This is a genomic window from Rhodococcus sp. 7Tela_A2 (assembly GCF_049311045.1).
Taxonomy (GTDB): domain Bacteria; phylum Actinomycetota; class Actinomycetes; order Mycobacteriales; family Mycobacteriaceae; genus Rhodococcus.
This window is the reverse complement of sequence record NZ_JAXION010000060.1, coordinates 1-26,472: the sequence shown is the minus strand read 5'-3', so window position 1 is coordinate 26,472 and position 26,472 is coordinate 1. Positions and strand designations below refer to the sequence as shown.

The following is a 26,472-nucleotide window of genomic DNA, read 5'->3' as shown; positions in this document are numbered from 1 at the left end:
GGCGGTGTGGGGGGCGGGGGGGCGGCCCCCCCCCCGCCACCCTTCGTCGAACGTCTCGCGCGGGAGGACACGATCGACGAGTCCCACTCGCTCGGCTTCTTCGGCACGGAGGATGGTGCCGGAACCCGCCAGCATCAGAGCCCTGCCCCTGCCCACGAGCGACGCGAGCCGTTCTGCCCCACCCCACGCGGGCATGATCGCGAGCGTGGACTGATTGAACCCGATCCTGATGTCGTCGGCGGCGACCCGGATATCCGCGGCCACCGCGACCTCGGCACCCCCGCCGAGCGCATGCCCGTTCAGTGCCGCAACGACGGGCGCGGGGAACTCCGCGATCCGATCACAGATCGCCCGCATCTGGCGCGCCATCTCGGCGGCCTCCTCATGGGTGCGCAGTTTTGCCAGTTCCTTGAGATCACCGCCCGATACGAAAGCCTTGTCGCCCGCACCTCGGATGACCAGCGCACGCGCGCCGGCAGCGGCGTCGAGAACCTTCTCGAGCTGGTCCATGGTCTCGGGCGCAATCGCGTTGCGGGCGTGGGGGCGATCGATCGTGACAATCGCCAGTCCGTCTTCGAGTTCGAGATCGACCATAGCTCTGTTCTCCAAATTGATATTGGAATTCTGGAAATCGGAGAATAACATGCTCGCATATGACCGAAGCCGACTCCGAGCGCTGCGACGCACGGCAGAGCGGTCTCACCCCTTGACCTTGGAGCTCCCACGATGCGGCAGTTGCCCCCCGAATTGGTCGAACGCTACGAGCACGAAGGGTGGTGGACACGCGAGACCATCGGCGACATGCTGGCTCGTGGCCTGAAGGCCGCCCCGGACATCGAGTTCCGGGTCCACTCCGACGTGCGGCCCTGGTCGGGAACAGTCGGTGAGGTCGAAATCGTCGCGCGTCGTCTCGCTGCAGGCCTGCGCCGGCGCGGCGTCGGCCCCGGTGACGTGGTGGCGTTCCAGTTGCCGAACTGGATGGAAGCGGCCGCCGTCTTCTGGGCGACGTCCTTCCTCGGCGCGACCGTGGTGCCGATCGTGCACTTCTACGGCCGCAAGGAACTCGGGTTCATCCTGCGCGAGTCCTCGCCCAAGGTCTTCGTGTGCGCCGAGCGGTTCGGGTACACCGAGTACCAGCCCGACCTCTGCGCCGACATCCCGATCGTCGGCGTGGTCGGGCGCGATTTCGACGACCTGCTCGACGCCGAACCCTTCGAAGGCGTTCTCCCCACCGACCCCGCGGCGCCGGCACTGCTCGCCTTCACCTCCGGCACCACGAGTGATCCCAAAGGCGTGGTCCACAGCCACCGCACCCTCGGATTCGAGACGCGGCAACTCGCCGCCCGCTATCCCGCCGACCGGGGCACGCAGCTCACAGGCGCACCGGTGGGGCACTTCATCGGCATGGTCAATGCCTTCCTGATCCCTCTGCTCGACAACTCCCCCATCAACCTGCTCGACGTGTGGAACCCCGCTCGCGCAATCGAACTCATGGAGAGCGACGGCCTGGTCATCGGCGGCGGCGCGACCTATTTCGTCACCAGCCTCCTCGATCACCCGGACTTCGATCCCGGCCGGCACCTGAAGTACATGAAGTACGCCGGTCTCGGCGGCTCGACAGTTCCGGGCGCGGTGACCCGCCGGCTCGACTCGCTCGGGATCACCGTGTTCCGGGCGTACGGGAGCACCGAGCATCCGTCGATCACGAGTTCGCTGGTGACCCATCCCGTCGACAAGCGGCTCTTCACCGACGGCTGCGTCTCACCGGGAGTCGAGATCCGCCTCACCGAGGACGGCGAGATCCTGAGCCGCGGACCGGATCTCTGCATGGGCTACACCGACCCCGAACTCACTGCCCGCATGTTCGACGAGGACGGGTGGTATCACACGGGCGACATCGGGGTGCTGGACGACGACGGCTTCCTGACGATCACCGACCGTAAGGCCGACTTCATCATCCGGGGCGGCGAGAACATCAGCGCCCTCGAGGTGGAAGAAGTACTGCTCACGCTTCCGTCGGTTGCGGAGGCCGCGGTCGTCTCCGCCCCCGACGAGCGCCTGGGTGAACATGCTGCGGCCGTACTGAGGCTTCATCCGGGGCACGCGATGCCCACGCTCGACGAGTTGCGCGAACACTTCCGGGCCTCGGGTATCGCGAAGCAGAAGTGGCCCGAGGAACTGCACGAAGTGACGGAGTTCCCCCGCACCGCGAGCGGCAAGATCCAGAAGTTCCGGGTGCGCGGGGATATTGCGGCCTCCCGCGGAAGAGAATAGTATTCTCACAACAGGAGAAGGAGGATCTATGTCACCGAAAGAATTGCCGTATCCGCTGTTCGATGCGGACAACCACCTGTACGAGACCGAGGAAGCCCTCACCAAGTTCCTCCCGGAGAAGTACAAGGGCGCCATCAAGTACGTGCAGGTCGACGGCCGCACGAAGATCGCGATCCGCAATCAGATCAGCGAGTACATCCCCAACCCCACCTTCGAGGTGGTCGCTCGTCCCGGAGCGATGGAGGACTACTTCAAGAACGGCAATCCCGAGGGCAAGAGCAAGCGGGAGATCTTCGGCAAGCCGATGAAGTCGATCGACGCCTTCCGTGAACCCGCTGCGCGTCTCGAGCTCATGGACGAACTCCAGATCGACCGCACTCTGATGTTCCCGACGCTGGCCAGCCTCGTCGAAGAGCGCATGCGCGACAACCCCGAGCTGATCCACGCGGTCGTCCACTCACTCAACCAGTGGCTGTACGAGACCTGGGGATTCAACTACAAGGACCGCATCTTCACCGTCCCGGTCATCAGCCTGCCGATCGTCGACAAGGCGATCGAAGAGCTCGAGTGGTGTGTCGAGCGCGGCGCGAAGGCGATCCTCGTCCGGCCCGCACCGGTTCCCGGCTACAAGGGTCCGCGCTCGTTCGCACTCCCGGAGTTCGATCCGTTCTGGAAGCGCGTCGTCGAACTCGACGTCCTGGTCACCCAGCACTCGTCCGACAGTGGCTACGCACGGTACAACCAGGAGTGGGACGGCACGGGCGAAGAAATGCTCCCGTTCGTCACGAACGCGTTCCGCATGGTCAGCGAATGGCGTCCGATTCAGGATGCCGTGGCGTCGTGGGTCTGCCACGGTGCACTGTTCCGATTCCCCGAGCTGCGGATCGCAGTCATCGAGAACGGCGCGTCCTGGCTGCCGCACGTGCTGCAGACCCTCGCCGACGTCTACAAGAAGGCCCCCGAGGGCTTCGGCATGCAGGACCCGGTCGCAGCGATCAAGAAGAGCATCCACGTCAGCCCGTTCTGGGAAGAGGACTTCAGCAAGCTGACGGCCCTCATCGGTGCCGAGCGCGTGCTCTTCGGGTCCGACTACCCCCACCCCGAGGGACTGGCCGAGCCGACCAGCTACATCGACCACATCCAGCATCTTCCCCTCGAGGATCAGAAGCTGGTCATGGGTGGCAATCTCGCGAGGCTGCTGAAGGTATGACCTGGCGGACCATCCCCGAGATGGTCCTCAGCACGGACGACCGCTTCGGCGATGCCGAAGCGGTCGTCGACGGGGACCTCCGGCTCACCTTCACCGAGCTCACCGCCCGCATCCGCCGGGCCGCAGGAGCATTCGCCGCGGCCGGCATCGACAAGGGTGACCGGGTAGCGATCTGGGCCCCCAACTCCGCAGAATGGATCGTCGCGGCCTTCGGGCTGCTCGCGGCGGGCGGAATCCTCGTCCCCGTCAACACGCGCTACAAAGAGGATGAGGCCGGCGACATCATCCGCCGAAGCGGAGCGAAGGCCGTGCTCGTCCAGAACGGCTTCCTCGGTACCGAATTCCGGACGCCGGCAGGAGTGCCTACGTTCGATATGAGGTCGGGATTCCTGGAGAGCGGAAATCCCTTCGCCCGCAGGCTGAGCGGCAACGATATCGCCGACATCATGTACACCTCGGGAACCACCGGACGTCCCAAGGGCGTCATGATGAACCACACCCAGACTCTCCGGATGTTCTCGGAGTGGTGCGACCTCGCCGATCTCCGCAAGGGCGACAAATATATGGTCGTCAACCCCTTCTTCCACATGTTCGGCTACAAAGCCGGCCTGATCGCGTCGATGATCCGGGGCGCCACCGTACTCCCGGTGCCCGTTCTCGATGTCGACAGAGTTCTCGAACTGGTCGAACGCGAACGGGTCACCGTACTTCCGGGCCCACCGACGCTCTACCAGTCCCTTCTGGCCGCACAGGGCACACGGGACCTCTCGTCGTTGCGTGCAGCGGTGACCGGGTCGGCAGACATCCCCGTCGATCTGATCCGGCGTATCAGCAACGAACTGCCGTTTCGAACCATCATGACCGGGTACGGGCTGAGCGAAGCCGGTACGGCCACCGCATCCCGGCCCGGCGACACTTTCGAACAAATCGCCACTACGGTCGGGATTCCTTGTGAGGGAATAGAAGTCCGCATTGCGGACGACGGAGAAGTGCTCATCCGTGGCTACAATGTCATGCAGGGCTATTTCGACGATCCGGAGGCAACCTCGGAAGCTGTCGACCTCGAAGGCTGGTTGCATACCGGAGATCTCGGGACGCTGGACGACGACGGCCGCCTGCGGATCGTCGGCCGAAAGAAAGACATGTTCATAGTCGGTGGCTTCAATGCATATCCCGCGGAAATCGAGGGGTTCCTGCTCGAACACCCGGCCGTCGACCAGGTCGCCGTGATCGGTATCCCGGATGAGCGCCTCGGACAGGTCGCAAAGGCATTCGTCGTGTCGGCGAATCCGGTACCGCCGGAGGAGTTGCTCGCCTGGAGCCGGGAGCGAATGGCCGGGTTCAAGGCCCCTCGGGCCATCGAGTATCTCGAAGCCCTGCCACTGAACGCGACGGGCAAAGTCATGAAGGACCAATTGCGTTGATGCGCAGTGCATCCACACCCCCACAATAGAAGGAGACGGCGCGATGACCGATGAAGCTGCACTACTCGCCTTCGCCGTAAAGTGGCGCCACTGGAACGGCGGGCCCGACGAAGACATCTTCGTCACCTTCGGGATATCCCCCGAGGACTATTTCCATCGGCTACGCAGGCTCCTGACCAAACACCGCTGGAACCGGCTCGACCCGCAGGTCCTCACGGACCTCGTCCGGATCTGCGACGACCGCCTCAGCACGATCGATATCCGGTCCGGCGACCGGGCGCGACCGCGTCGCGTGTCGTCGGAGCATCCCCTCAGTAAGCTCTCTGCCTGACAAGTCCCTCTGCCTGACAAGTTCCTCTGCTCGACGCACTCACCGTGCGGACGCTGTCCCCGGGCCGGTGACCGCGGAGCGCGACGAGGCATCGGCCGGCGACTGTGCCGCGATGCCGGGAACCGGGGTCTCCGTACCGCCGGGTTGCGCTCCGCGGATCGCCACGGTGGCGAGCGCCGCGAGAAGTGCCGCGGCGCCACCGATCAGCATGCCCACGAGGAATCCGTTCTCGGTGGGAATCGTGTTGCCTGCGAACATGATGCTCATCTGTGCCAGGACAACTCCTGCGACCGCTGCGGATACCGTACTGCCCAGCGAACGCAGCAACGTGTTGACGCTGTTCGCGGACGAGACCTCCGTCAGCGGCACCGCTCCCATGAGCAGAGTCGGAATTGCACCGTAGGCCAGCCCGATTCCCGCAGCGATGCAACAGGTGATCACCAGCAGTCCCCAGGTCGATCCCATCATGAACAGCGACGAACCGTATGCCGCGGCCATCATCAGGCAACCGGTGCAGAGCGTCGTCCGGGGACCACGCGCGGTCGTGAGGCGTGCGCCCAGTGGTGAGATCACCATCATCAGCAGGCCGGCGGGCGCACACCAGAGTCCCATGACGATCATCGATTGCCCCAGGCCGTATCCCGTGGACTCGGGCAGCACCCGGATCTGAGGGACGAGCAAGGCCTGGAAGTACATCGAGAAGCCGATCAGGATGGTGACGATATTGGTCACGAGCACCCGGTTGCCCATCGCCACCCGGAGGTCCACCAGAGGACTGTCGGCTCGAAGCTCCCAACGTCCCCAGCCGAGAAGCACCACGATGGACACCGCGAGCAGCGTCAAGGTCAGTCCCGCGGTCCATCCCCAGTCACCGCCTTTGGACACCGCGAGCAACAGGCATACCAGTGCCACCGACAGACCGAACGCGCCGAATCCGTCGAACTTGCCCCTGTGCTCGTTCGCCGGTGTGTCCCGTACGACCCATGCGATGAGGATCGCCATCACCACGCTGAGGATTCCGACTCCCCAGAACAACATTCGCCAGCTCGTGGTCTGCGCGACGATTGCGGCGACCGGAAGTCCGAGTGCTCCGCCGATGCCCAGCGACGAACTCATCAGTGCGATCGCCGATCCCAGGCGCTCGGGAGAGACCAGCGAGCGCAGTGCGCTGATACCGAGCGGAACGATGCCGAATCCTGCGCCCTGCAGTGCGCGTCCGACGAGCATGGGTGCCAGGCTCGACGACATCGCACACAGGAACGACCCGAGGATCAGCGGCACCGTGCACAGCAGCAGGATCCGTCGTGCGCCGTACATGTCGCCCAGCCGGCCGGTCACGGGAGTGGCGACCGCTCCGGACAACAAGGTCACCGTGACGACCCAGGACGCATTCGCGGGACTTGTTCCGAGTAGTTCCGGCAAGTCGACGAGGAGCGGAATCACCAACGTGGACATCAGCGTGGTGACGATTCCGGCAAAGACCAGCACCCAGATGGTCGGACCGGTCCGGACGGCCGGCACTACGGCATTCACAGGCGCCCGGTGCTCCGGGAACCACCGTCACCCATCGGCGTTCACCAGTTCGGTGTCGCCCGTTTCGGTGTCGCCCCTTTCGGTGTCCCCCGTTTCGATCTCCACGGCTTCCGTCTCGGCAGGTTCGGACTCCACCGTCTCGAAAAGGTTCTTCCGTCCCGTGACCGACGGCAACGGGAAGTGGCACGCCGCAAACTGTCCCGGCCGTACCTCCCGCATCTCGGGTTCTTCCTCGGCGCAACGATCCTGGGCCTTCGGGCAGCGGGTCCTGAACCGGCATCCCGTCGGAGGCGCAAGGGGCGACGGTACGTCGCCCGCCAGAGCCGGCCCTGCAAACGCTTTCTCGGGATCGGTCAGGGGAACCGAATCGAGTAGGGCGCGCGTGTACGGATGAGCGGGATCATCGTAGATCTCGATCGAATCACCGAATTCACACACCTTGCCGAGGTACATGACCATCACGTTGTCGCTGACGGTGCGTACCACCCCGAGATCGTGGGCGATGAACACCACCGTCAGAGCGAACTTCGTCTTCAGTTCCTCGATGAGGTTGAGGATCTGCGCTTGCACCGAAACGTCCAGGGCCGACACAGGTTCATCGCAAATGAGGAGCCTCGGCTCGAGCGCGAGCGCCCGCGCGATCGCCACGCGCTGCGCCTGTCCCCCGGACAACTGCCGTGGGAGCACGTTCGCGAATCGGTCGCCCGGGAGACCGACCTGCTCGAGAACCGACGCCGAGGCCTTCTCGCGTGACTCGGACGACGCGCCCGCAATGGTCATCCCCTCGACCACGATGTCCTTGACGGCGCGGCGGGGATTGAGCGAGGACACCGGGTCCTGGAAGATCATCTGCATATCCCGGCGGAGCGAACGCATGTGCTTTTCGCTCGCACCCTCGATCCACTCTTCTCCGAAGCGGATTCGCCCCGACGTCACCCGGTCGAGCCGGAGGACGGCGCGGCCGGTCGTCGACTTGCCGCATCCCGATTCGCCGACGATTCCCAGCGTCTCGCCGGCCAGTACGTCGAAGCTGATCTTCGACACCGCCTGTACGGTGCCGGCATCCGTCGGGTACTCCACCACGAGATCCTGAACACTGAGCAGGGCCTCTTCGCCCCGCAGATGAGCGGTACCACTACCCGCCATGCGATTCACCTCCGGATACAGCGCCGACCGCCGGAACGACGGGACGCAGACATGCGACCTCATGGTCGATACCGACCGATTCGAGACCGATCGGCGCGACGGTGCACTCGTCCGCAACATGGGTGCAGCGCGGCGCGAATCGGCACCCCTGAGGCGGATCGGTGGGATCGGGCAGCGACCCCTCGATCAGGCGCAGCGGTGCGTGCCGCTCGTGATCGATCGTCGGTGTCGCCCCCAGGAGCGCGTGGGTGTAGCGATGCATCGGCGCATCGAACACCTCTCGGGTGGATCCCACCTCCGCGAGCCGTCCCGCGTACATCACCGCCACGCGGTCCGTGCGACCGGCGACGACGGCGAGGTCGTGGCTGATGAGCATCATCGACATGTCCCGGTCGCGTTGGACGCGGCGGAGCAGGTCCAGGATCTGCCGTTGCACGGTGACGTCGAGGGCGGTGGTCGGCTCGTCCGCGATGAGCAGATCCGGTTCACATGCCAGCGCGATCGCGAGCATCACGCGCTGGCGCATACCGCCGGACATCTCGTGGGGATAGTTGCCCAGCCGTCGTTCGGGGTCCGGAACGCCTACTTCTTCGAGAAGCTTCAACGCTCGGGTCCGCGCTTCGGACCGGCTCACCCCGAGATGCCGCCGCATCCCCTCGGTGAGCTGACGCTCGACCTTGACCACCGGGTTGAGCGAACGCCCCGGGTCCTGGAAAACCATGGCGATCTGGTTTCCCCAGATCTCCAGCTTCTCCTTCTTCGTCAGGGACAGCAGGTCACGGCCCCTGAACGTCACGTGGCCGGATCGACCCGAACGCGGAGGCATGAGCCCCATGATCGCGCGGGCCATCACCGATTTGCCGGAGCCGGACTCGCCGACGATACCCAGCGCCTGTCCGGAATCCAGGTCGAGCGACACGTCGTCCACTGCACGGACGGTGCCACGCGGCGTACCGATGTAGGCACGTAGATTTCTCACTTCGAGAAGCGGCTGAGCATTCACGGCGAGCCGGCCCTTTCCTCGTGTCGGCTAGTTACTGATCCAGAACTCTTCGGGAAGAGGAGACCCGAGTGTGTAAATCTGTGCGCCGTGCAGGTTCTTGCCGAAGGTCACCGACGGCAACGCCCGGACGTACCAGAGACCCACCACGGTGTCGGCGATGATCTGCTGTGCCTCGTCGTACGCCGCTTTGCGCTCCTCGGCGGTCTGGCCGAACCGGCCCCGCTCGAGCGCGGCGTCGAGTTCCGGATTGTTCACGCCCATGAAGTTGCCGCTCGACTGCGAGTCGAACGCCATGGTCAGCGCGTAATCCGGATCCTGGGTGATCGTGGACGAGACGAGCATGTCGAAGTCGCGGGCACCCGCACGTGCTGTCACCGCGGGGAAATCGGCCACCTCGACCTTCATCTCCACATTCTGGAATGCACTGAGCTGAGCCTGGATTGCCTCACCCAGCACGCGACTCTCGCTTGTCGGGTAGGACAGGAAGGTGAACGACACCGGCTTGCCCTCCGCGGCGAGCTCATCGAAGAGACGCTGTGCCTCGGCGGCATCCGTCGTGCTCAAGGGGATATCGGCGTAGTACGGGGAATCCTCGGGGAACAAGGTCTTCGGCACTTCGCCCTCACCGTTGTAGACCACGGTGTTCACGGCGTCGAGATCGACAGCGAGCGACACGGCACGTCGTGCCCGGGCGTCGTCGAACGGTGCGCGGCGTTGATTCATACCGGCGAACTGGCCACCACCGGTCGACGCGACCAGGTACTGCAGGCCGGCGGCCTCGGCCTTGTTGATATTGGTCCAGCTCGTCTCCGTGGTGAGGTCGGCCCCACCGGTGGTCATCGCGTTGGAACGCTGGTTGGCGTCGGCCACGGTGCGAATCACAAGCTTGTCGAGATAGGGCTTCGGCGCGTCCCAGTACCCGGCGTTCTTCTCGAGCTCGATCGAGTCCTGACGCGTCCAGCTCACGAGCGTGAAAGGTCCGGCTCCGACGGGATTCTCGTCGAATGCCGCAGCACCCTTCTCGAGTGCGGCCGGGGATGCGATCCAGTTGAGTGCGCCGGCAACGAGCGCCTGGCCGAACTGGGGGTTCGGCTCGACCATCGTCACACGCATCGTCGTCGGGTCGACCACCTCGGTCGATTCGATCTGCACAGCCTGCCGGATCGTTGTGGATCCCAGTGCGGGGTCCTTGAGCCGGTCCCAATTGAACTTCACGGCCGCGGCGTCGAGCGGGCTACCGTCGCTGAACGCGAGGTCGGGCCGCAACGCCAGCGTGAAGGTCTTTCCGCCGTCGGCAGTCGAGAAGTCGGTCGCCATCTTGTACTCGAGTTCGAGCGTGTCGTTGGCCGTGACCATCAATGTGCCGTAGAGGGCATTGCCGAGAGTGGGCTGGTGGGCCCAGGTGTTGGACAGCGCCGCGGGGTCGAGCGAGCGTGGTTCACCCATCTGCAGGATGCGACCGGTACCACCGGCTACGGGGTCGCCCGCGTCCACGGTGCTCTGGGCGGCGTTGGAAGCGGAAGCGGAATCGCCGCTCCCACATGCCCCCAGCACCAGTGCGGCAGAGCATGCGGCCGCGAACGCGGCCACCAGACGTCTGTGTCGTATCATTCTCGACCTCTCATGTGGAAAATGTTCGAATACAACCGGTTCGAGGCCAACTCAGTCGTGCAGCGTCCGGTCGTACTTGGTGCGGAGGTGGTCGCCTACCTGATTGAGAGCGAACACCGTGAAGAAGATGACGAGGGCAGGCACGAAGACGAGGTGCGGGGACGTCGCGATGGCGTCCTTGCCGTCGTTGATCATGCCGCCCCAACTGGGCTGGGGTGGTGGAATGCCCAGCCCGAGGAAGCTCAGAGAACCCTCGGCGACGATCAGGGCAGCGATCACGATCGGCATGTACGACGCCAGCGGGGCGAGAACGTTCGGCATGATCTCTCGAAAGAGAATGCGCCCGTTCCCCGCACCCATGTTCTTTGCCGCTCTGACGAATTCGCGTGAGGACCACGCCAGGGTGTTGGCCCGGGACAACCGGATGAACGACGGAATCGCCAGCAAGCCGAGCCCGAAGAGCATCGTCTGGACGCTCGGAGTCAGGATCGACGCCAGGGCGAGAAGCAGGATGAGCGGCGGAAACGCGAGCATGGCGTCGGCGACGAGCGAGATCACGGCGTCGACACGCTTGCCGAAGTATCCCGCGATCATCCCGAACAGCGAGCCGACGACGAAGCCGACTGTGCCGGCGACGGCACCGATCACGAGCGACACCTGGGCGCCGTAGACGACACGCGAGAGCAGGGACCGTCCGAGCGTGTCGGTTCCGAGGAGCGTGTCCAGCGAACCGAAGCCGGGTGGCGTGCGGGGCGGACCGATCGGGATGTTGTACGGAGCGAGGGGCAGGAGTCCGGCGAAGACCGCCGCACCGATGATGATCACCAGCCACGCGATCGACAGGTACACCAGAATCGACCGGGTCTTCTTGACCGCGGGTACATCCGGAAGTTTCGTGGCTACCTCGTCGACGGGGCGCCCCTCGTCCTTCTTCTCCAACGCGACCTGGGTCATGCTCCGACCACCTTCCTGACCCGCGGGTCGATCACTTGGTAGCTGAGATCGACAAGGGTGTTGATTCCCACGTAGACGACCGCGATGAACACCACGATGCCCTGGACCATGATCACGTCACGCGACGTGATGGACGACGCAACGAGTTGCCCCAGACCCGGGAGCCCGAACAATGTTTCGACGATGACCGTGCCTCCGATGAGGCGGCCGAGGTTGATGCCCGCGACGGTGATCAGCGAGAAGGACGAGGGGCGCAGCGCGTGCCGGAACATCACGTACCAGGACGGCATTCCCTTGGCTCGGGCCGCGGCGACGAAATCCTCACGCAGCGTGCCGATGAGATCGGTGCGGAGCAGACGGTGGAATGCCGCGATCTCCGTGAGCGCGATCGCCAGCGCCGGCAGCAGAGCGCCACGCAGGTTCTCACCGAGTCCTTCCTCGATCCGGGACCATCCCATCACCGGGAAGATGTTGAGCTGAATCGCGAGGAAGTAGATCAGTACCGGGCCGGCGATGAAGGCCGGCACCGACAGGAAGACCGCCGACAGCGCGTTCATCCCGCGGTCCACCTTGCTACCCGGGCGCGACGCCGAAACCACGCCCATGACGAGCGCGACGAGGAGAGCGATGATCAAGCCCATAGCGGCGAGTTGCAGCGTCACCGGAAGTCGCTCACCGATGGCCTCGCTGACCGATTGCCCTGTCAGCGGCGATGTTCCGAGATCACCGCGCACCGCATCGGCGAGCCATCCCGTGTACTGCGCCCAGAACGGCTGGTCGAGGCCGAGCTTGGCGTCCATCGCGGCGACAGCCTCGGGTGTTGCATTCTCGCCCAGGATGACCTGTGCGACAGATCCCGGAGCAAGACCGAGCAGTGCGACAACCGCGATCGTCACCAGAAGGACGACCAGCAGGCTGCGGCCCACTTTCTTCGAAATCGTGAGAATCATCCACACTCAACTTTCATCGTGCTGCCGGAGCCGTGGGACGCGGCGACACAGAACAAGACCCACCCGAGCACTCCATGTGATGACCCACACATTAAGTCTTGTTTGTGAGCACGGCAATACGGATTCACTAGAAAGGTGAATGGTGTGCAAAGAATACAGAACGGCAATCTTGCAGTGCTGCAACATATTCGGCCGGCACACGTCGAAGCGAGACAGTCGTGCAACGTCGAACAGCCCACACCCACGTGGCGTGGGCGCGGGCTGTCCGGGTGGCGGAGATTATCGAGTTGCGGGCCCCTCCAGAATCGTCACGGCGGCAACCGCTGTCGGACCTCCGACATTGTGCGCAAGTCCGATTCGTGCTCCGTCGACCTGATTGACGGCCTGTCCCCGTAGTTGCTCGAAGAGTTCGACACACTGCGCCACCCCCGACGCGCCGGGTGGGTGACCCTTCGTATTGAGACCCCCACTGGGGTTCACGGGAAGGGAACCGCCGATATCGGTGGCCCCGGACTCCAGCAACTTGAACGCTTCGAATTTCTCCGCGAAACCGAGATCCTCGTAACTGATGAGTTCGATGCCGGTGAAGTAGTCGTGGACCTCCGCGACGTCCACGTCCGCCGGACCGAGCCCGGCCGCGGCGAACGCCTGCTTCGCGGCACGCCGAGTCGCCGGCAGCGTGGTGAGATCCCCTTTGTGCTGGTGCATCACGGAGTCGAGGCCGAGTCCGGTACCGCGGATCCACACAGGACGGTCCGTGAAGCGATCGACCACGTCGTCCGCGACGAGGATGAGCGCGGCGGCACCGTCGCTCTGAGGCGCGCAGTCGTAGACCCCGAACGGCGTGACCGTGGTGTCCGCGGCGAGCACTTCTTCCACCGTCAGTTCGAAACGCCGGCAGGCCTTCGGATTGGTCATTCCGTTGCGATGGTTCTTCACGGCCACCATCGCCATGTGCTCACGGGTGGCAGGGGACTCGTACAGGTAGCGCCGGACGTGGAGTGCGAAACCCGCCTGGGCGAGACCGAGGGGGTAGTCCCACGCCATGTCCCGGGTCATCGCCTCCCATTCCCACAACATGCCCTTCGACGCCGTCTCCCGGATCTTGTCGGCACCCATGACGAGGGCGATGTCGTACGCCCCCGAGGCGATCCCGAACATCGCGTTGCGGATCGTGTCGTGCCCGGTGGCACAGGAATTCTCGACGCGCGTGACCGGCAGTTCCGGCAACTCGAGCGTGTCCGCCAGGATGCCGGACGGAAATCCGTCCGTGGTGCCCATCGAGCCGAACCACGCGGCCTGCAGGTCGGACTTGTCGATCCCCTTGTCGACGCTCGCAGCGCATTCGGAGTACGCCATCGGGAGCAGGTCCCGCATACCCAGCGCAAAATGCTCGGCGAACGGAGTCATTCCTGCGCCGACGATTGCGACGTTTCTCATGCCGCCTCCTCCGCATCCGTACCGACATCGTCGGGCTCGAACGCATAGCCGTAATCCGGGACGCCCGACCGCACAGCGACCCGGCGCAACACCAGCCTGCCGCGGTCACCGATGTCGGCCGTGCCGGCTTCGGCTCCGGTAACCCGCACCAGCGCGCGGACTCCGACGTCGTCGAGTTCGACGACGACCAGCGAATAGGGCGTACTCAGGCCCGGAACCGGGATGTGCACGGTGACCTCGGTGTACACCGTCCCGGTCCGGGGAAGATCGACGAGTAGATACCCGGTGTTCAGCGTTCCGTCGGCGTCGACGCGGTAGCGGGGCGGAAAGTCGAGAGTCTCGCTGTCCGCGAAACGACCTGCCTCCCAGCGGACTTTCGCCTCGAATGCTCGTTCGTACGCGGCCAGGGAGATCGGAATCTCCCCTTCGGCGGTACTGATGGAGGCCGGTCTCGGCCGAGGCGGCCGTTCCCGCCGGTTCACCTGTACCGCCCCGTCGGCGACCGTCAGCCCCGACAGGCTTGCCTGCTCCACGCCGACCAGTGGCCCGGTGATGCCGGCTTCGGCCATGGCCGCGAGAGCGAACAGACCCGAACTCGCCCCTGTGGTGGGCAGGTCCAGCCTCCGCGTCGCCGCGAGACGGCCGGTTTCCGACGACGTCACCCCGGCCACGATCGCGGGGGACTCCACCCACGCCGTCGACAGCGAGGCGAGGTAGCCGCGCTTCGCGAGCAGCCGCGGATCGCCGTAGTCGTGGATGTCGCCGGACGCACTCCGTGTCCGCACCGGCAGGCTGCGCGAGACCCGTGCAGCCGTGCGAACCTGCAGTCCGCGATCGGACGTCAGTACCGCTGCGGCCCCGGCAGGTTCGATATCGACGCCGATCACGAGCGTGCGGGGGCGAGCCGATCCCAGAGCGTCGAGTGCGGCCGGTGCGCCACCGAGACGCTCGGTCACCTCGAGCTCGGGGTCGAGTCCGAGCCCCGCGAGCAGGACCGCCGCATTGCTGCTCTCCATCAGCGGCAGGTCCCGGCTCACGACGACCACGTACTCGGCGGATCCGCCCGCTTCGAGTGCGGCACGACCGGCCTCGACGGCGAGGGTGACGGCATCCTCGTCGTCACCGGCGACCCTGCTGTCCGACGATCCCCAGCAGGGCAGATACGTTCCGATCGAAGCGATGTAGGGCATGATCCCTCCTTGCGAACTAGGTGACTGCGCCCGCGGTCTTGAGTTCGATGATGCGTTCCCAGTCCAGCCCGAGTTCGAGGAGAATCTCCTCGGTCTGGGCAGCGAACTCGGGCGCCGGGCCACTTTCGGGAGCGGCGACGTCGAACTGCACGGGATTGGATACGAGTTCGAGTTCCCCTGCCTTGATGAGGTACTCGTTCGCCCGGACCTGGGGGTCGCTCACCACCTGGAGCGAGTCCTGGATCGGCGCCCACGGCCCCGACAGGGTGCCGAAACGCTGAGTCCAGTCGCTGAGCGGCTTGCTGCCGATGACCTCACGGAGGATCGCGACCGCCTCGGCGGTGTTCTCACCGATCGCCTCCGCATTCGCGAAGCGCGGATCGTCGATCAGGTCCGGCCGGTCGATGTGCCGGCACACGTCGGCCCAGAAGCGACCGGGCTGGAGCATCACGAACGACACGTACCGGCCGTCGGCCGTCCCGTACACACCGGACAACGGGTTACGCGGTGATCCGTGCCCGCCGGCCTTCGGCGCCTCCATGTGCACGCCGAGGTGCGCCGACAGCGCGATCGTGTGGCCCATGGCCCACACGCCGCTGCTCAGGAGCGAGACGTCGACCACGGACGGCTCACCCGTTCGTTCACGCTTGAACAGCGCTGCGGCGATCCCACCGGCGAGGTTGGTGCCGGAGATGGTGTCGCCGAACGCGGGTCCGGGAGGAGCGATCATCCCTTCCGTTCCGGCCGGGGTGAGGGTCGCGGCGACACCGGCGCGGGCCCAGAAGGCCGTCATGTCGTAGCCACCCTTGTCGGATTCGATACCGCGAGGCCCGAGTGCGCTGCCGCGCGCGTAGACGATCTTCGGGTTCACCGCACGGATGTCGTCGACATCGATGCTCAGCTTGGTACGTACCCTCGGCAGGAAACTCGTGAGGAAGACGTCGGCGCCGCGTACGAGGTCGAGCAGCACTTCGCGGCCTTCGGGAATCGAGATGTCCAGTCCGAGACTGCGCTTGCCTCGGTTGGCGTGCTCGACGTTCGGGTTCGGGTCGCCCTCGACGCGCATGGTGCCGGTCTGACGGAGGCCGCGCTGCGGGTCGCCGATGACCGCATGCTCGATCTTGATGACGTCGGCGCCCCATTCGGCGAGCACCGCGCCCGCCGAGGGGACGAAGCCGTACATCGCGACCTCGACGACACGCACTCCTTCGAGCGGCCTCACTTGACCACCACCGAGAATGCCTTCAGCTGCTGGAACTCGGCCAGGCCCGCGGCGCCCATCTCGCGACCGATACCGGACTGCTTGTAACCGCCGAACGGGACGTCGGGGCTGAAGTAGTTGCCGCCGTTGACACTGAAGGTGCCGGTCCGGATGCGACGCCCGATGGCGATGCCTCGCTCGTCGTCCGCGCTGAGCACGCCACCCGAGAGCCCGTACTTGGAGTTGTTGGCGATCTCGACGGCGTGGTCGTCGTCGTCGAACGGGATGACGGCCAGGACCGGTCCGAAGACCTCTTCCTGCGCGATCTCGCTGTCGGGGTCCACGTTTGCGAGCAGGGTCGGCTTGTAGAACCAGCCCGGATCCACCTTCTCGCCGCCGGTGACGAGGGTCGCGCCCTCGTCGACGGCGCGCTTGACCATGGCGTCGATCTTTTCGCGCTGCTTCTCGCTGATGACCGGGCCCATGTAGATCTTCGGGTCCGACGGATCACCGAACGGCACGTGCTGCATGACACCGGCGACGTGCGCGACGATCTCGTCGTGCTTCGACCGCGGCACGAGCAGGCGAGTGGTGAGGGCACAGCCCTGGCCCGCGTGCGAGCAGATGCTGAAGGCCGCGAACTGGGCGGCGGTGGCGACGTCCGCGTCGTCGAGCACGATGAGTGCCGATTTGCCGCCGAGTTCGAGGAAGACCCGCTTGAGGGAGTCGGCTGCCGCCGCCATGATCTTCTTGCCGACCGGCGTCGAGCCGGTGAAGGTGACCACGTCGACGTCCGGGTGGGTGGTCATCAGTTCGCCGGGAGCGATCTGCGACGACGACAGGATGTTCACCACGCCCGCGGGGATGTCGGTGTGGTTGGCGATGACCTCGGCGAGTGCCTGCGTGACGAGCGGGGTGTCCGGTGCGCCCTTGAGCACCACCGTGCAGCCTGCGGCGAGCGCGGCCGGCAGCTTCGCCATCGCCAGCTGTGTCGGGTAGTTGTAGGCGACGATCGCCGCGACGACGCCGGCGGCTTCCTTCTCGACCCAGCGACGGTGGGGCTGTCCGCGGAACTCGACCTCACCGAGTTCTTCCGTGAACGGTGTGTTCCGGAGGAGTTCGGCGTAGTACTTGACGATCTCGATCGGGGCATCGAGCTGGTTGCCGTGGGTCAGGATGCGCGGCGCACCCACCTCCGCGATGGTCAGCTCGCGCAGCTCCTCGACGTTGTCGCGCAGGGCTTGGTAGAGCTGGTCGAGGCACTTGGCGCGGAATTCGACGTCGGTCGACCACGTGGTCGTGTCGAACGCACGACGTGCCGCCTTGATCGCGGCTTCCGCTTCCTCCACCCCGGCGTCGGGAGCGTGGCCGACGATGTCGCCGGTCGCAGGGTTGTAGGACGCGAACGTGCGATCGGTGGTGACCAGCTCGCCGTCGATGAGCAGGCGCTTCGTCACACCGTTCGAGGTTGCGCCGTCGGCCACAGCGGTCGACCCGTTGTCCTGCACTGACATTCCGTCTCCTCACATGGATGAAAACATCATTCTCTTCAATGAGAATTATTCACTCTGTTAGGGAGAACTCTAGCAACCGGCCAGCCGCGAAGATAGACCGAAAGTGATTTGCGCCACGAGCCCCACCTCGGATTCGCTGTCGTGGCGGCGTTCCTCGGGTCTTGCGACCTGCAATTGCGCGAGAGTATGGTTCTCGCATCCGGAAGGGAGATTCTTGTGATTCAGACTACAGCCCTCAGTCCGTCGTTGGGCGTAGAAGTGACCGGCTTGGACAGCCTCGACGACGACACCGTCGTTGCGCAGCTGCTCGAAGCACTCAAGTGGAGGGGCGTCCTGCTGGTCCGGGGGCTGAACCTCGACGACGACGCCCAGCTGGCCTTCAGCCGCAAGCTCGGCAAGGTCGTGACACCGGCACCGGGACAGGAGATCTTCACCGTCTCGCTGGACCCGGCCAAGACTCCGTCGGCCGAGTACCTCAAGGGCACGTTCCACTGGCACATCGACGACACCACCAACGAGGTGCCCGCCAAAGCCACCACCCTCACGGCCCGGCACGTGGCGATGGTCGGCGGTGGCACCGAATTCGCCAGCACGTACGCGGCCTACGAGAATCTCCCCGAGCAGGAGAAGAAGCGCTACGAGGGGTTGCGCGTCGTGCACAGCTTCGAAGCCGCTCAGCGTCGCGTCCATCCGGACCCGCCGGAAGAGATGGTCGCCCGGTGGCGCGCACTGAAACCCCACGAGTCCTCACTCGTGTGGGAACGTCGCGACGGCCGGCGGTCGCTGGTCATCGGAGCCACCGCCGATCACATCGTCGGGATGCGCCCCGAAGAAAGCCGCGAACTCCTCGACGAACTGCTCGCGTGGACGACGCAGGAACGCTTCTGCTATTCGCACGAATGGGCCGTCGGTGACCTCGTGGTGTGGGACAACACCGGAATGCTGCACCGCGCCCTTCCCTACGATCCGTCGTCCGAGCGCCTGATGCGCCGCACCACCATCGTCGGGGACGAGGCATGGGCATGAGGACAGCCGTCGTCACCGGAGGCAGTTCCGGAATCGGGCGCGCCATCGCCGAACGCTTGCGCAAGGACGGCCATCGGGTCGCCGTACTCGATCTCAACCCCACCGGGGACGAGTTCGAGTACAAGGTCGACGTGTCCGACCGTGAGCAGGTCGAGGCCGCGTTCGCCGAGATCCGCGCGGAACTCGGACCCGTCACGATCCTCGTCAACGGCGCGGGACTCGAGCTGTACAAGCGCTTTCAGAACATCGACTACGACACCTGGCAGAAGGTCGTCGCGGTGAATCTCGGAGGCGTGTTCCACTGCGTCCAGGCCGCGTTGCCCGACATGATCGAGGCCGGATGGGGACGCATCGTCAACATCTCGTCGTCGAGCGCGCAGTCGGGCCAGCAGTTCATGTCCGCCTACGTCTCGTCCAAGGCAGCGGTCAACGGCCTCACGAAATCCCTCGCGCTCGAATACGGGCCCAGCGGCATCACCGTCAATGCCGTACCGCCGGGCTTCGTGGACACTCCGATGCTGCGCCGCTCCGAGGAGAAGGGGCTGCTCGGCGGAACCATCGAAGACCACATCCAGCGCACACCGGTCCGGCGGGCAGGACGCCCCGAGGACATCGCCGCCGCATGTTCCTTCCTGATCTCGGAAGAGGCCGGCTACATCACCGGGCAGATCCTCGGGGTCAACGGCGGACGCAACACCTAGAACACCCACTCCGGCCCCTCGAGGTGCCGGTTCCGCTCGGCCGGAATCCTCCCGGCCGATACCCCTCCGAAAGGATTCTCCCGTGGGACGTGTTGAAGGCAAGGTCGCGTTTATCACCGGCGCAGCTCGTGGTCAAGGCCGTAGTCACGCAGTCAAACTCGCATCCGAAGGCGCCGACATCATCGCTGTCGACATCTGCCGGAACATCGATTCGATGGGGTACGCCATGGCGACCCCGGAAGATCTCGAAGAGACCGTCCGGCTCGTCGAGAAGGAAGGCCGGCGCATCGTCGCCGTCCAGGCCGACGTGCGTGAGGCCGCGCAGGTGAAAGCCGCCCTGGAGCAGGGGCTGGCCGAGTTCGGCAAGGTCGACATCGTCGTCGCGCAGGCCGGTGTCGCCGGTATGAAGGGCGAGCCGCAGACCCAGGCGTGGGCCGATGTCGTCGACACCAACCTGGTCGGCACGCTCAACGCGATCCACGCCGCGCTTCCGCATCTCGCCGAGGGCGGCTCGATCATCGCCACCGGTTCCACTGCCGCCCTGATGGACGTGTCCAAGGTCGACGTACCGGGCAAGGACCTCGGCGGCGTCGCCTACGTCTTCTCCAAGCGTGCCATCGCCCAGCTGGTTCACGAACTGGCGACCCATCTGGCACCCCGCAAGATCCGCGTCAACGCGCTGCATCCCACGAACTGCAACACCGAGATGCTGCAGAGCGAGCCCATGTACCGGTCGTTCCGCCCGGACCTCGAGCACCCGACCCGCGCGGACGCCGAGCCTGTGTTCGGTGTCCAGCAGGCCATGCCGATTCCGTACATCGAGCCCGAGGACTCCAGCAACATGGTGCTCTTCCTCGCGTCCGACGAGTCGCGCTACGTCACGGGCATGCAGATGCGCGTCGACGGTGGCGGGTACCTGAAGTGGTACGACTTCCACATCTGACCGTCACAGTGCGCGGGACTTTCCCCGGTCGTCGTGGGAATATCCGGGCGCCAACCAATTTCAGCCGCAACCGGGAGGAAATATCGTGAAGGTGAAGGTCGATCCCGAGCGCTGCCAAGGGCACACCCTGTGCGCCATGGCGGCACCGGAGGTATTCGAACTGAGCGAAATCGACGGTCACGCCACAGCCGTCGTCGAGGAAGTGCCCGCCCACCTCGAGGAGAACGTGCGGGAAGCCGCGCGGTCGTGCCCCGAGCAGGCCATCCAGATCTCCTGACCATCAACGTTTCGAACAGTCCGTCCATCGAAGCGTCAGAGAGGAAACCATGAGTGTCGACGACGTCGTTGCCGACAATTCCCACCGGACCCCGGTCTTCAATTTCGACCGGCACGCCGCCGACTACCGCGAGAACTTCCTGCCGATCACGGAGGAAATGCAGTCGAAGTGCCCCATGGCATGGTCGGACACCCACGGAGGCCACTGGGTCGCCGCGGGTAGCGACGAGGTGTTCAACATCGTCCGTTCACCCAATGTCTCGAACGACCACGACATCAAGGGCGTTCGTCGCGGGTACAAGGGCATCATGATCCCGACCGCCGAGCGCGCCTCCGGCGTGCGCGGCGGAATTCTCGAAATGGACGACCCGGAGCACCGCGAATTCCGGGCACTCCTCAACCCGTATCTCTCCCCTGCTGCGATCCAGAAGTGGATCCCGATCATCGACGAGGTCGTGCAGGCCGCCCTCGACGAGAAGATCGAGAGCGGCCGAATCGATTTCGTCGACGACCTCGCGAACGTCGTGCCGGCCGTCATCACGCTGGCGATGCTCGGCATCCCGATCAAGAAGTGGGAGGTCTACTGCGAGCCGGTCCACGCGGCCATCTACACCCCGCCGGATTCCCCCGACATCGCACGCATCGGTGAGCTTCACCGCAACATGGGTATCGACCTGCTCACCAACCTGTTCGAGATCCGGGAGAAGCCTCGCCCGGGCCTGATCAACGCGATCGCCGACGTCGAGGTGCTCGGCGAGAAGCCCGACGACATGGAGTTGCTGGGCATCCTCAGCCTGCTCATCGGCGGCGGCTTCGACACCACCACCGCGCTGACCGCGCACGCACTCGAATGGCTCGGGGAGAACCCCACCGAGCGCACGCGTCTCAGCGACGAACGCGACGCCCTGCTCGACAGCGCCACCGAGGAGTTCCTGCGCTACTTCTCTCCGACGCCCGGTGACGGACGCACCTTCTCTGCGGACTGCGAGTTCAGCGGCGCGCAGGTCAAGGAAGGCGAACGTGTCTGGCTGTCGTGGGCGATGGCCAACCGCGATCCGGCCCTGTTCGACGAGCCCAACTCGGTGGACATCGAGCGTAAGGGCAACCGGCACTTCAGTTTCGGACTGGGTGTGCACCGCTGCATCGGGTCGAACCTGGCACGGACGGTGTTCAAGCGGATGTTGATCGCCGTGTTCGATCGCATGCCGGATTACACATGCGATGCGGAGAACACGGTTCACTACGACTCGATCGGAGTCATCCAGGGCATGCGGCATCTGCCCGCAACGTTCACGCCGGGCAAGCGGATCGGCCCCGGCCTCGACGCGACCCTGGAAAAGTTGCAGGTCCTGATCGATGAACAGGAACTCGCAGCACCCATCACGGCAAAGAAGTAAGGATGCTCGGGTAAGTGGCTGACACAGCGGTGGTCGATCAGGAATCAGGGAACGCAGGGACACAGGACACGCCGGCGAAAGCCTCCGGACGTCCCCTCCCCCAGCTGACCCTGGAAAACAAGTTCTTCTGGAAATCAGGCGCGGACGGCCTGCTGCGGATACAGGAATGCGAGTCGTGCTCGGCTCTCATCCATCCTCCTCAGCCGATCTGCCGCTACTGCCGGGGGAAACAGATGGGGGTGCGCGTCGTCTCGGGTTACGCCACCCTCATCGGATTCACGGTCAACCACCGCTTCGGTCTGCCCGGGCTCCCTACGCCGTTCGTCATCGCGCAGGTCGCACTCGAGGAAGACCCCCGGGTGCGGCTCACGACCAACACGGTGGAATGCGATGCCGAGCAACTCGAGCTCGGCATGCGCATGGAAGTCGTGTTCGAAGCCGACGGCGACGTCTGGCTTCCGTTCTTCCGCCCGGTAGCGGAGCAGGGTCCCCCTGCTCCCCTGCCGACGGACGAGATCGAACCGGACCAGATCCGGTTCCACATCCGTCCCCCTGTCACTCAGGACAAGTTCGAGGACAAAGTCGCCATCAGCGGCGTCGGCATGTCCGACATCGGACGCCGCATGATGGTCAATCCGATCGCCCTCACCATCGAGGCCTGTGAGCGCGCCGTGGCCGACGCCGGCCTGACGATGGACGACATCGACGGCCTGTCGACCTACCCGGGTGCCGGCCCCCTGGTCGGGTTCGGCGAAGGCGGCATCGGCGCGCTCGAGTCCGCGCTCGGCCTGCGCCCCACCTGGTTCAACGGTGGGCTCGAAACCCCCGGTCCCAGCGGCTCGGTGATCGCCGCGATGCTCGCCGTGGCGAGTGGGCTCGCACGCCACGTGCTCTGCTACCGGACACTGTGGGAGTCGACCTACAGCGAAATGATGCGCTCGGGCGACATCACCCCGTCCGGTGGACGCACCACGAGCTGGATGATGCCCTTCGGTGCCAGCTCCGCGGCACACACACTCGCCCAGAACGCCCAGCGGCATTTCCATCGCTACGGGACGACGCGCGAGACCCTCGGCTGGATCGCGTTGAACCAGCGGGCGAACGCAGCACTCAACCCGACCGCGATCTACCGCGACCCGATGACCATGGACGACTACCTGTCCGCACGCCCGGTCACCACGCCGTTCGGGCTCTACGACTGCGACGTCCCGTGCGACGGTGCCGTCGCGGTCATCGTCTCCGCGGCCGAAACGACACGCGATCTCGCCCGTCCCGCCATCCGCGTCGAAGCGGTCGGGACCCAAATCGTCGAGCGCATCGAGTGGGACCAGAGCACCCTCACGCACGAACCGCAGGTCCTCGGGCCCGCAGCGCACCTGTGGACACGCACCTCGCTCCGTCCGGAGGACGTCGACGTCGCGGAGTTGTACGACGGCTTCAGCTTCAACGCCCTGTCCTGGATCGAAGCACTGGGCTTCTGCGGGATCGGCGAAGCGAAGGACTTCCTCGACGGAGGAAAGAACATCGCGCGCGACGGCATCCTCCCGCTCAACACGCACGGCGGCCAGCTCTCGCACGGCCGCACCCACGGCATGGGCCTCGTCCACGAAGCGGTCACACAGTTGCGCGGCGAAGCGGGCGACCGCCAGGTTCGCGATGCGCGTGTCGCCGTCGTCAGCAGCGGCGGGCTCACCCCGGGCAGCGCGATGCTGCTCCGGAGCGAGTCGTGATGGCCGCTCACCCCCGCACCTCACCGATCGAGGAGGCCCGCGTCGACGGCGCGGGAGGCGTCTCACCCGTCTCTCGCGTCGTCGATGTCGAGGGCATCCCGATGTCCGGCCTCCTCATCGAGGCGGATGCACCCCGTGCCGTGATCGTCGCGCTGCACGGTGGTGCCGCCCGGTCCGTGTACTGGGATTGCCCCGACCATCCGGAACTGTCGCTGATGAGAGAGGCGGTGGCGCAGGGATTCACCGTGCTGGCGCTCGACCGTCCGGGTTACGGGTCTTCCCGCCCGCATCACGAGGGCATGTCCGAACCCGCTCGCCGGGTGGAGCTTGCGTTTGCGGCGATCGACGCTTTCCTCGGCTCGGGATCGCGCGGTGCCGGTGTGTTCCTCTGGGGACATTCCGTCGGCAGCGAGTTGACGATGCGGATGGCAGTCGACGATCGCAACGGCGACATCCTCGGCCTCGAACTGTCGGGCACCGGACGCGAGCATCACGCGCTCGCGGCCGACATCTTCGGCACCAAGGATCGGTACGCGAACGCCCGCGGCGTCGGCGAACTGCTCTGGACCCCGGCCGATCTCTACCCGGCCGACATCATCGGCGGCGCGAAGATCGCGTCGTCCACCCCGGCGTACGAGGGCGTCGTGACGGCGTCCTGGCCCCAGGAGAACTTCCCCGCGCTCGCCGCAGAGGTCCGGGTACCGGTGCACTTCACCGCGGCCGAGCACGAAAAGGTCTGGCGCAACGACCCGTCCGCTCTCGACGACGTTGCGGCGATGTTCACGGAGGCACCCCGCGTTCAGGTGCAGGTAGAGCCGTCGGGTGGACACAACCTGAGCATCGGTTACGCCGCACCCGCCTACCACCGTCGCGTGATCTCGTTCCTCGAGGAGTGCATCGAGGGCCGCACCCGGCCGGCGGATTTCAGGTCATGACCACCACGAACGGTAAGGAGGTTCGGTGATGCGTGTCGGATTCATCGGGCTCGGAAGTCAGGGCGGGCCGATGGCCCGCCGTATCGTCGAAGCAGGTTTCGAGACCACACTGTGGGCTCGCCGGCCCGCGTCCCTCGAACCGTACGCCGACACTGCCGCAACCTACGCCGAGTCACCGGCGAAGCTCGCGGCGGTGAGCGACCTGGTGTGCCTGTGCGTGGTCGGTGACGACGACGTCCGGCAGATCGTCGCCGGAGAGAACGGGCTCCTCGAAGGACTCCGTGAAGGCGCCGTGATCGCGATCCACAGCACGATCCACCCGGATACCTGCAGGGAACTCGCCGAGATCGCCGGCACACGCGGTGTTTCGGTCGTCGACGCGCCGGTCAGCGGCGGCGGAATGGGCGCGGCCGCAGGCACTTTGCTCGTCATGGTCGGAGGCGATGCCGAGACCGTCGAGAAGTGCCGTCCGGTGTTCTCGACCTACGGCAACCCTGTCGTGCATCTCGGCGAAGTGGGAGCGGGCCAGGTCACCAAGCTCCTCAACAACCTGTTGTTCACCGCGAACCTGTCCGCCGCGGCAAGCACCCTCGAACTCGGTGCGGCCCTCGGGATCGATTCGGCGCGCCTGGGTGAGGTCGTCGCGAACGGCACCGCGAACAGCTTCGCCCTCGGACGCGTGGTGTCGGCCGGCGGGACACTCGACCGTATCGCGCAGCACGCGGGTGAACTTCTGCGCAAGGATGTGCGGCACATCGCGGAGATCGCCGACACAGCCGGCGTCACCCCCGGCGCCGCGCTGACCGCAGCCGACGCCACCCTCGAGATGATGGAGTATCCGCGGTGACCACAGTGCATTTCGTCGGCGCGGGCCGCATGGGCCTGCCCATGGTGGGGCGTCTCGTCTCGAACGGCCACGACGTGCGGGCTCTGGCGCGCAACGAGGAGACCCGATCGGCTCTCGAGTCGGCCGGGGCCCGGCCGGTGGCGGACATCTCCGACATCGGCGACGGCGCCGACATCGTCGCGGTCTGCGTCTTCACCGACGCCCAAGTCCGGCAGGTATGCCTCGACGACGGAGTGCTCGCTCGTATGCCACAGGGCTCGACCCTGATCGTCCACACGACGATCAGCCCTCGTTCCATCGAGACGTTGACCGCCGAGGCGGCCCCGTACGGGGTATCGGTCGTCGACGCTGCGGTCAGCGGTGGACCGCACGACATCGCGGCGGGTGCGCTGACCTTGTTCGTCGGTGGCCCGGACGAGGCCGTCTCTGCCGTGACGCCGGTGCTGAAGAGTTATGGTGACCCGGTCATCCACGTCGGACCCAGCGGCAGTGGCCAGCGGGTCAAGCTGGTCAACAATGCCTTGTTCGCGGCGGAGATCGGCCTGATGGCGGAGGCGGCAGAACTCGGCCGCCGGCTCGGCCTCGACGAGAAATCGCTCTTCGAGGCACTTCCGCACGCGAGTTCGTCGTGCAAAGTCATGGGCAACATCGCGATGCGCGGTTCCGTCGCGGAGTTCCGCAGCGCTGTCGGCGAGTTCCTGTCGAAAGACATTGCCGTCGTGCGTGCGACCGTCGCCGAACTCGGAGCCGACCTGGGCGTGCTCGACACCGCGATCGACGCGCGTACGTAAGTCGCGGCCCCGGACGCCGGGGCGATGCACTCGGTGCGTAGCCCC

Annotated in this window: 24 protein-coding genes; 13 read left to right on the top strand and 11 right to left on the bottom strand. The window is 65.7% G+C overall.

The features are described from left to right. Positions 1-594 (bottom strand): enoyl-CoA hydratase/isomerase family protein (locus TVH25_RS12800; protein WP_422424333.1); only part of this gene is annotated, 594 nt, incomplete at its 3' end. A 132-nt stretch (positions 595-726) separates the two neighbouring features. Here TVH25_RS12800 and TVH25_RS12795 point away from each other — a divergent pair. Genes TVH25_RS12795 through TVH25_RS12780 form a run of 4 tightly spaced genes read left to right on the top strand, consistent with a single transcriptional unit; the run spans position 727 to position 5,239 of the window. Then, positions 727-2,274, top strand: a complete 1,548-nt coding sequence (locus tag TVH25_RS12795; RefSeq protein WP_296550717.1) for an AMP-binding protein — start codon at positions 727-729, stop codon at positions 2,272-2,274. Between the two features lie 28 nt (positions 2,275-2,302). Then, complete coding sequence (locus TVH25_RS12790) at positions 2,303-3,484, top strand: amidohydrolase family protein (RefSeq protein ID WP_169622058.1); 1,182 nt, start codon at positions 2,303-2,305, stop codon at positions 3,482-3,484. After that, on the top strand, positions 3,481-4,908 hold the full coding sequence (locus tag TVH25_RS12785) for a FadD3 family acyl-CoA ligase (protein WP_422424332.1): 1,428 nt from the start codon (positions 3,481-3,483) through the stop codon (positions 4,906-4,908). The genes TVH25_RS12790 and TVH25_RS12785 overlap by 4 nt, the downstream gene beginning before the upstream one ends. Positions 4,909-4,951: 43 nt before the next feature. Beyond that, positions 4,952-5,239: a DUF3263 domain-containing protein gene (locus TVH25_RS12780; protein ID WP_169622056.1), complete on the top strand. Its 288-nt coding sequence runs from the start codon at positions 4,952-4,954 to the stop codon at positions 5,237-5,239. Between the two features lie 39 nt (positions 5,240-5,278). Here TVH25_RS12780 and TVH25_RS12775 read toward each other — a convergent pair whose 3' ends face one another. From TVH25_RS12775 to TVH25_RS12730, 10 genes are all read right to left on the bottom strand, one after another. Further along, positions 5,279-6,772, bottom strand: a complete 1,494-nt coding sequence (locus tag TVH25_RS12775) for an MFS transporter (protein ID WP_422424331.1) — start codon at positions 6,770-6,772, stop codon at positions 5,279-5,281. Between the two features lie 27 nt (positions 6,773-6,799). Next, entirely contained in the window at positions 6,800-7,918 is a 1,119-nt protein-coding gene (locus tag TVH25_RS12770) for an ABC transporter ATP-binding protein (protein ID WP_169622054.1), read from the bottom strand. Further along, positions 7,908-8,846, bottom strand: coding sequence for an ABC transporter ATP-binding protein (locus TVH25_RS12765; RefSeq protein WP_296550713.1), 939 nt, complete (start codon positions 8,844-8,846; stop codon positions 7,908-7,910). The genes TVH25_RS12770 and TVH25_RS12765 overlap by 11 nt, the downstream gene beginning before the upstream one ends. Positions 8,847-8,948: 102 nt before the next feature. Beyond that, the gene (locus tag TVH25_RS12760; RefSeq protein ID WP_169622052.1) at positions 8,949-10,532 is read right to left on the bottom strand and encodes an ABC transporter substrate-binding protein; all 1,584 of its coding nucleotides are present in this window, start codon (positions 10,530-10,532) and stop codon (positions 8,949-8,951) included. 51 nt (positions 10,533-10,583) lie between these two features. After that, complete coding sequence (locus TVH25_RS12755; protein ID WP_296550712.1) at positions 10,584-11,486, bottom strand: ABC transporter permease; 903 nt, start codon at positions 11,484-11,486, stop codon at positions 10,584-10,586. Continuing rightward, a complete protein-coding gene (locus TVH25_RS12750) occupies positions 11,483-12,436 on the bottom strand; it encodes an ABC transporter permease (protein WP_169622050.1) in 954 nt (317 codons plus the stop codon). The genes TVH25_RS12755 and TVH25_RS12750 overlap by 4 nt, the downstream gene beginning before the upstream one ends. 279 nt (positions 12,437-12,715) lie before the next feature. After that, the gene (locus TVH25_RS12745; RefSeq protein ID WP_422424330.1) at positions 12,716-13,876 is read right to left on the bottom strand and encodes a thiolase C-terminal domain-containing protein; all 1,161 of its coding nucleotides are present in this window, start codon (positions 13,874-13,876) and stop codon (positions 12,716-12,718) included. Then, positions 13,873-15,066 carry an OB-fold domain-containing protein gene (locus tag TVH25_RS12740; protein ID WP_169622048.1) on the bottom strand — a complete coding sequence of 398 codons (1,194 nt, stop codon included), beginning with the start codon at positions 15,064-15,066 and terminating at the stop codon, positions 13,873-13,875. The genes TVH25_RS12745 and TVH25_RS12740 overlap by 4 nt, the downstream gene beginning before the upstream one ends. 16 nt (positions 15,067-15,082) lie before the next feature. Further along, positions 15,083-16,288, bottom strand: a complete 1,206-nt coding sequence (locus tag TVH25_RS12735; protein WP_422424329.1) for a CaiB/BaiF CoA transferase family protein — start codon at positions 16,286-16,288, stop codon at positions 15,083-15,085. Beyond that, positions 16,285-17,781, bottom strand: a complete 1,497-nt coding sequence (locus TVH25_RS12730; RefSeq protein WP_169622046.1) for an aldehyde dehydrogenase family protein — start codon at positions 17,779-17,781, stop codon at positions 16,285-16,287. The genes TVH25_RS12735 and TVH25_RS12730 overlap by 4 nt, the downstream gene beginning before the upstream one ends. Before the next feature lie 216 nt (positions 17,782-17,997). Between TVH25_RS12730 and TVH25_RS12725 the strand changes: the two genes are divergently transcribed. The 9 genes from TVH25_RS12725 (at position 17,998) to TVH25_RS12685 (ending at position 26,427) form a co-directional block, all read left to right on the top strand. Continuing rightward, positions 17,998-18,807 carry a TauD/TfdA dioxygenase family protein gene (locus TVH25_RS12725; RefSeq protein WP_422424328.1) on the top strand — a complete coding sequence of 270 codons (810 nt, stop codon included), beginning with the start codon at positions 17,998-18,000 and terminating at the stop codon, positions 18,805-18,807. Then, a complete protein-coding gene (locus tag TVH25_RS12720) occupies positions 18,804-19,508 on the top strand; it encodes an SDR family NAD(P)-dependent oxidoreductase (protein ID WP_169622191.1) in 705 nt (234 codons plus the stop codon). The genes TVH25_RS12725 and TVH25_RS12720 overlap by 4 nt, the downstream gene beginning before the upstream one ends. Positions 19,509-19,590: 82 nt before the next feature. Further along, positions 19,591-20,451 (top strand): mycofactocin-coupled SDR family oxidoreductase, encoded by an 861-nt coding sequence (locus TVH25_RS12715; protein ID WP_169651533.1) that lies wholly within the window; start codon positions 19,591-19,593, stop codon positions 20,449-20,451. Between the two features lie 85 nt (positions 20,452-20,536). Next, positions 20,537-20,728: a ferredoxin gene (locus TVH25_RS12710; RefSeq protein ID WP_169622043.1), complete on the top strand. Its 192-nt coding sequence runs from the start codon at positions 20,537-20,539 to the stop codon at positions 20,726-20,728. 49 nt (positions 20,729-20,777) lie between these two features. Beyond that, positions 20,778-22,124, top strand: a complete 1,347-nt coding sequence (locus TVH25_RS12705) for a cytochrome P450 (protein ID WP_169622042.1) — start codon at positions 20,778-20,780, stop codon at positions 22,122-22,124. 29 nt (positions 22,125-22,153) lie between these two features. After that, a complete protein-coding gene (locus TVH25_RS12700) occupies positions 22,154-23,854 on the top strand; it encodes a thiolase C-terminal domain-containing protein (RefSeq protein WP_169651606.1) in 1,701 nt (566 codons plus the stop codon). Then, a complete protein-coding gene (locus TVH25_RS12695) occupies positions 23,854-24,789 on the top strand; it encodes an alpha/beta hydrolase (protein WP_296550711.1) in 936 nt (311 codons plus the stop codon). The genes TVH25_RS12700 and TVH25_RS12695 overlap by 1 nt, the downstream gene beginning before the upstream one ends. Before the next feature lie 28 nt (positions 24,790-24,817). After that, positions 24,818-25,636 (top strand): NAD(P)-dependent oxidoreductase, encoded by an 819-nt coding sequence (locus tag TVH25_RS12690; protein WP_169651535.1) that lies wholly within the window; start codon positions 24,818-24,820, stop codon positions 25,634-25,636. Further along, positions 25,633-26,427 (top strand): NAD(P)-dependent oxidoreductase, encoded by a 795-nt coding sequence (locus TVH25_RS12685; RefSeq protein ID WP_169622039.1) that lies wholly within the window; start codon positions 25,633-25,635, stop codon positions 26,425-26,427. Before TVH25_RS12690 ends, TVH25_RS12685 begins: the two co-directional genes overlap by 4 nt. The last annotated feature ends 45 nt before the right edge of the window (positions 26,428-26,472 follow it).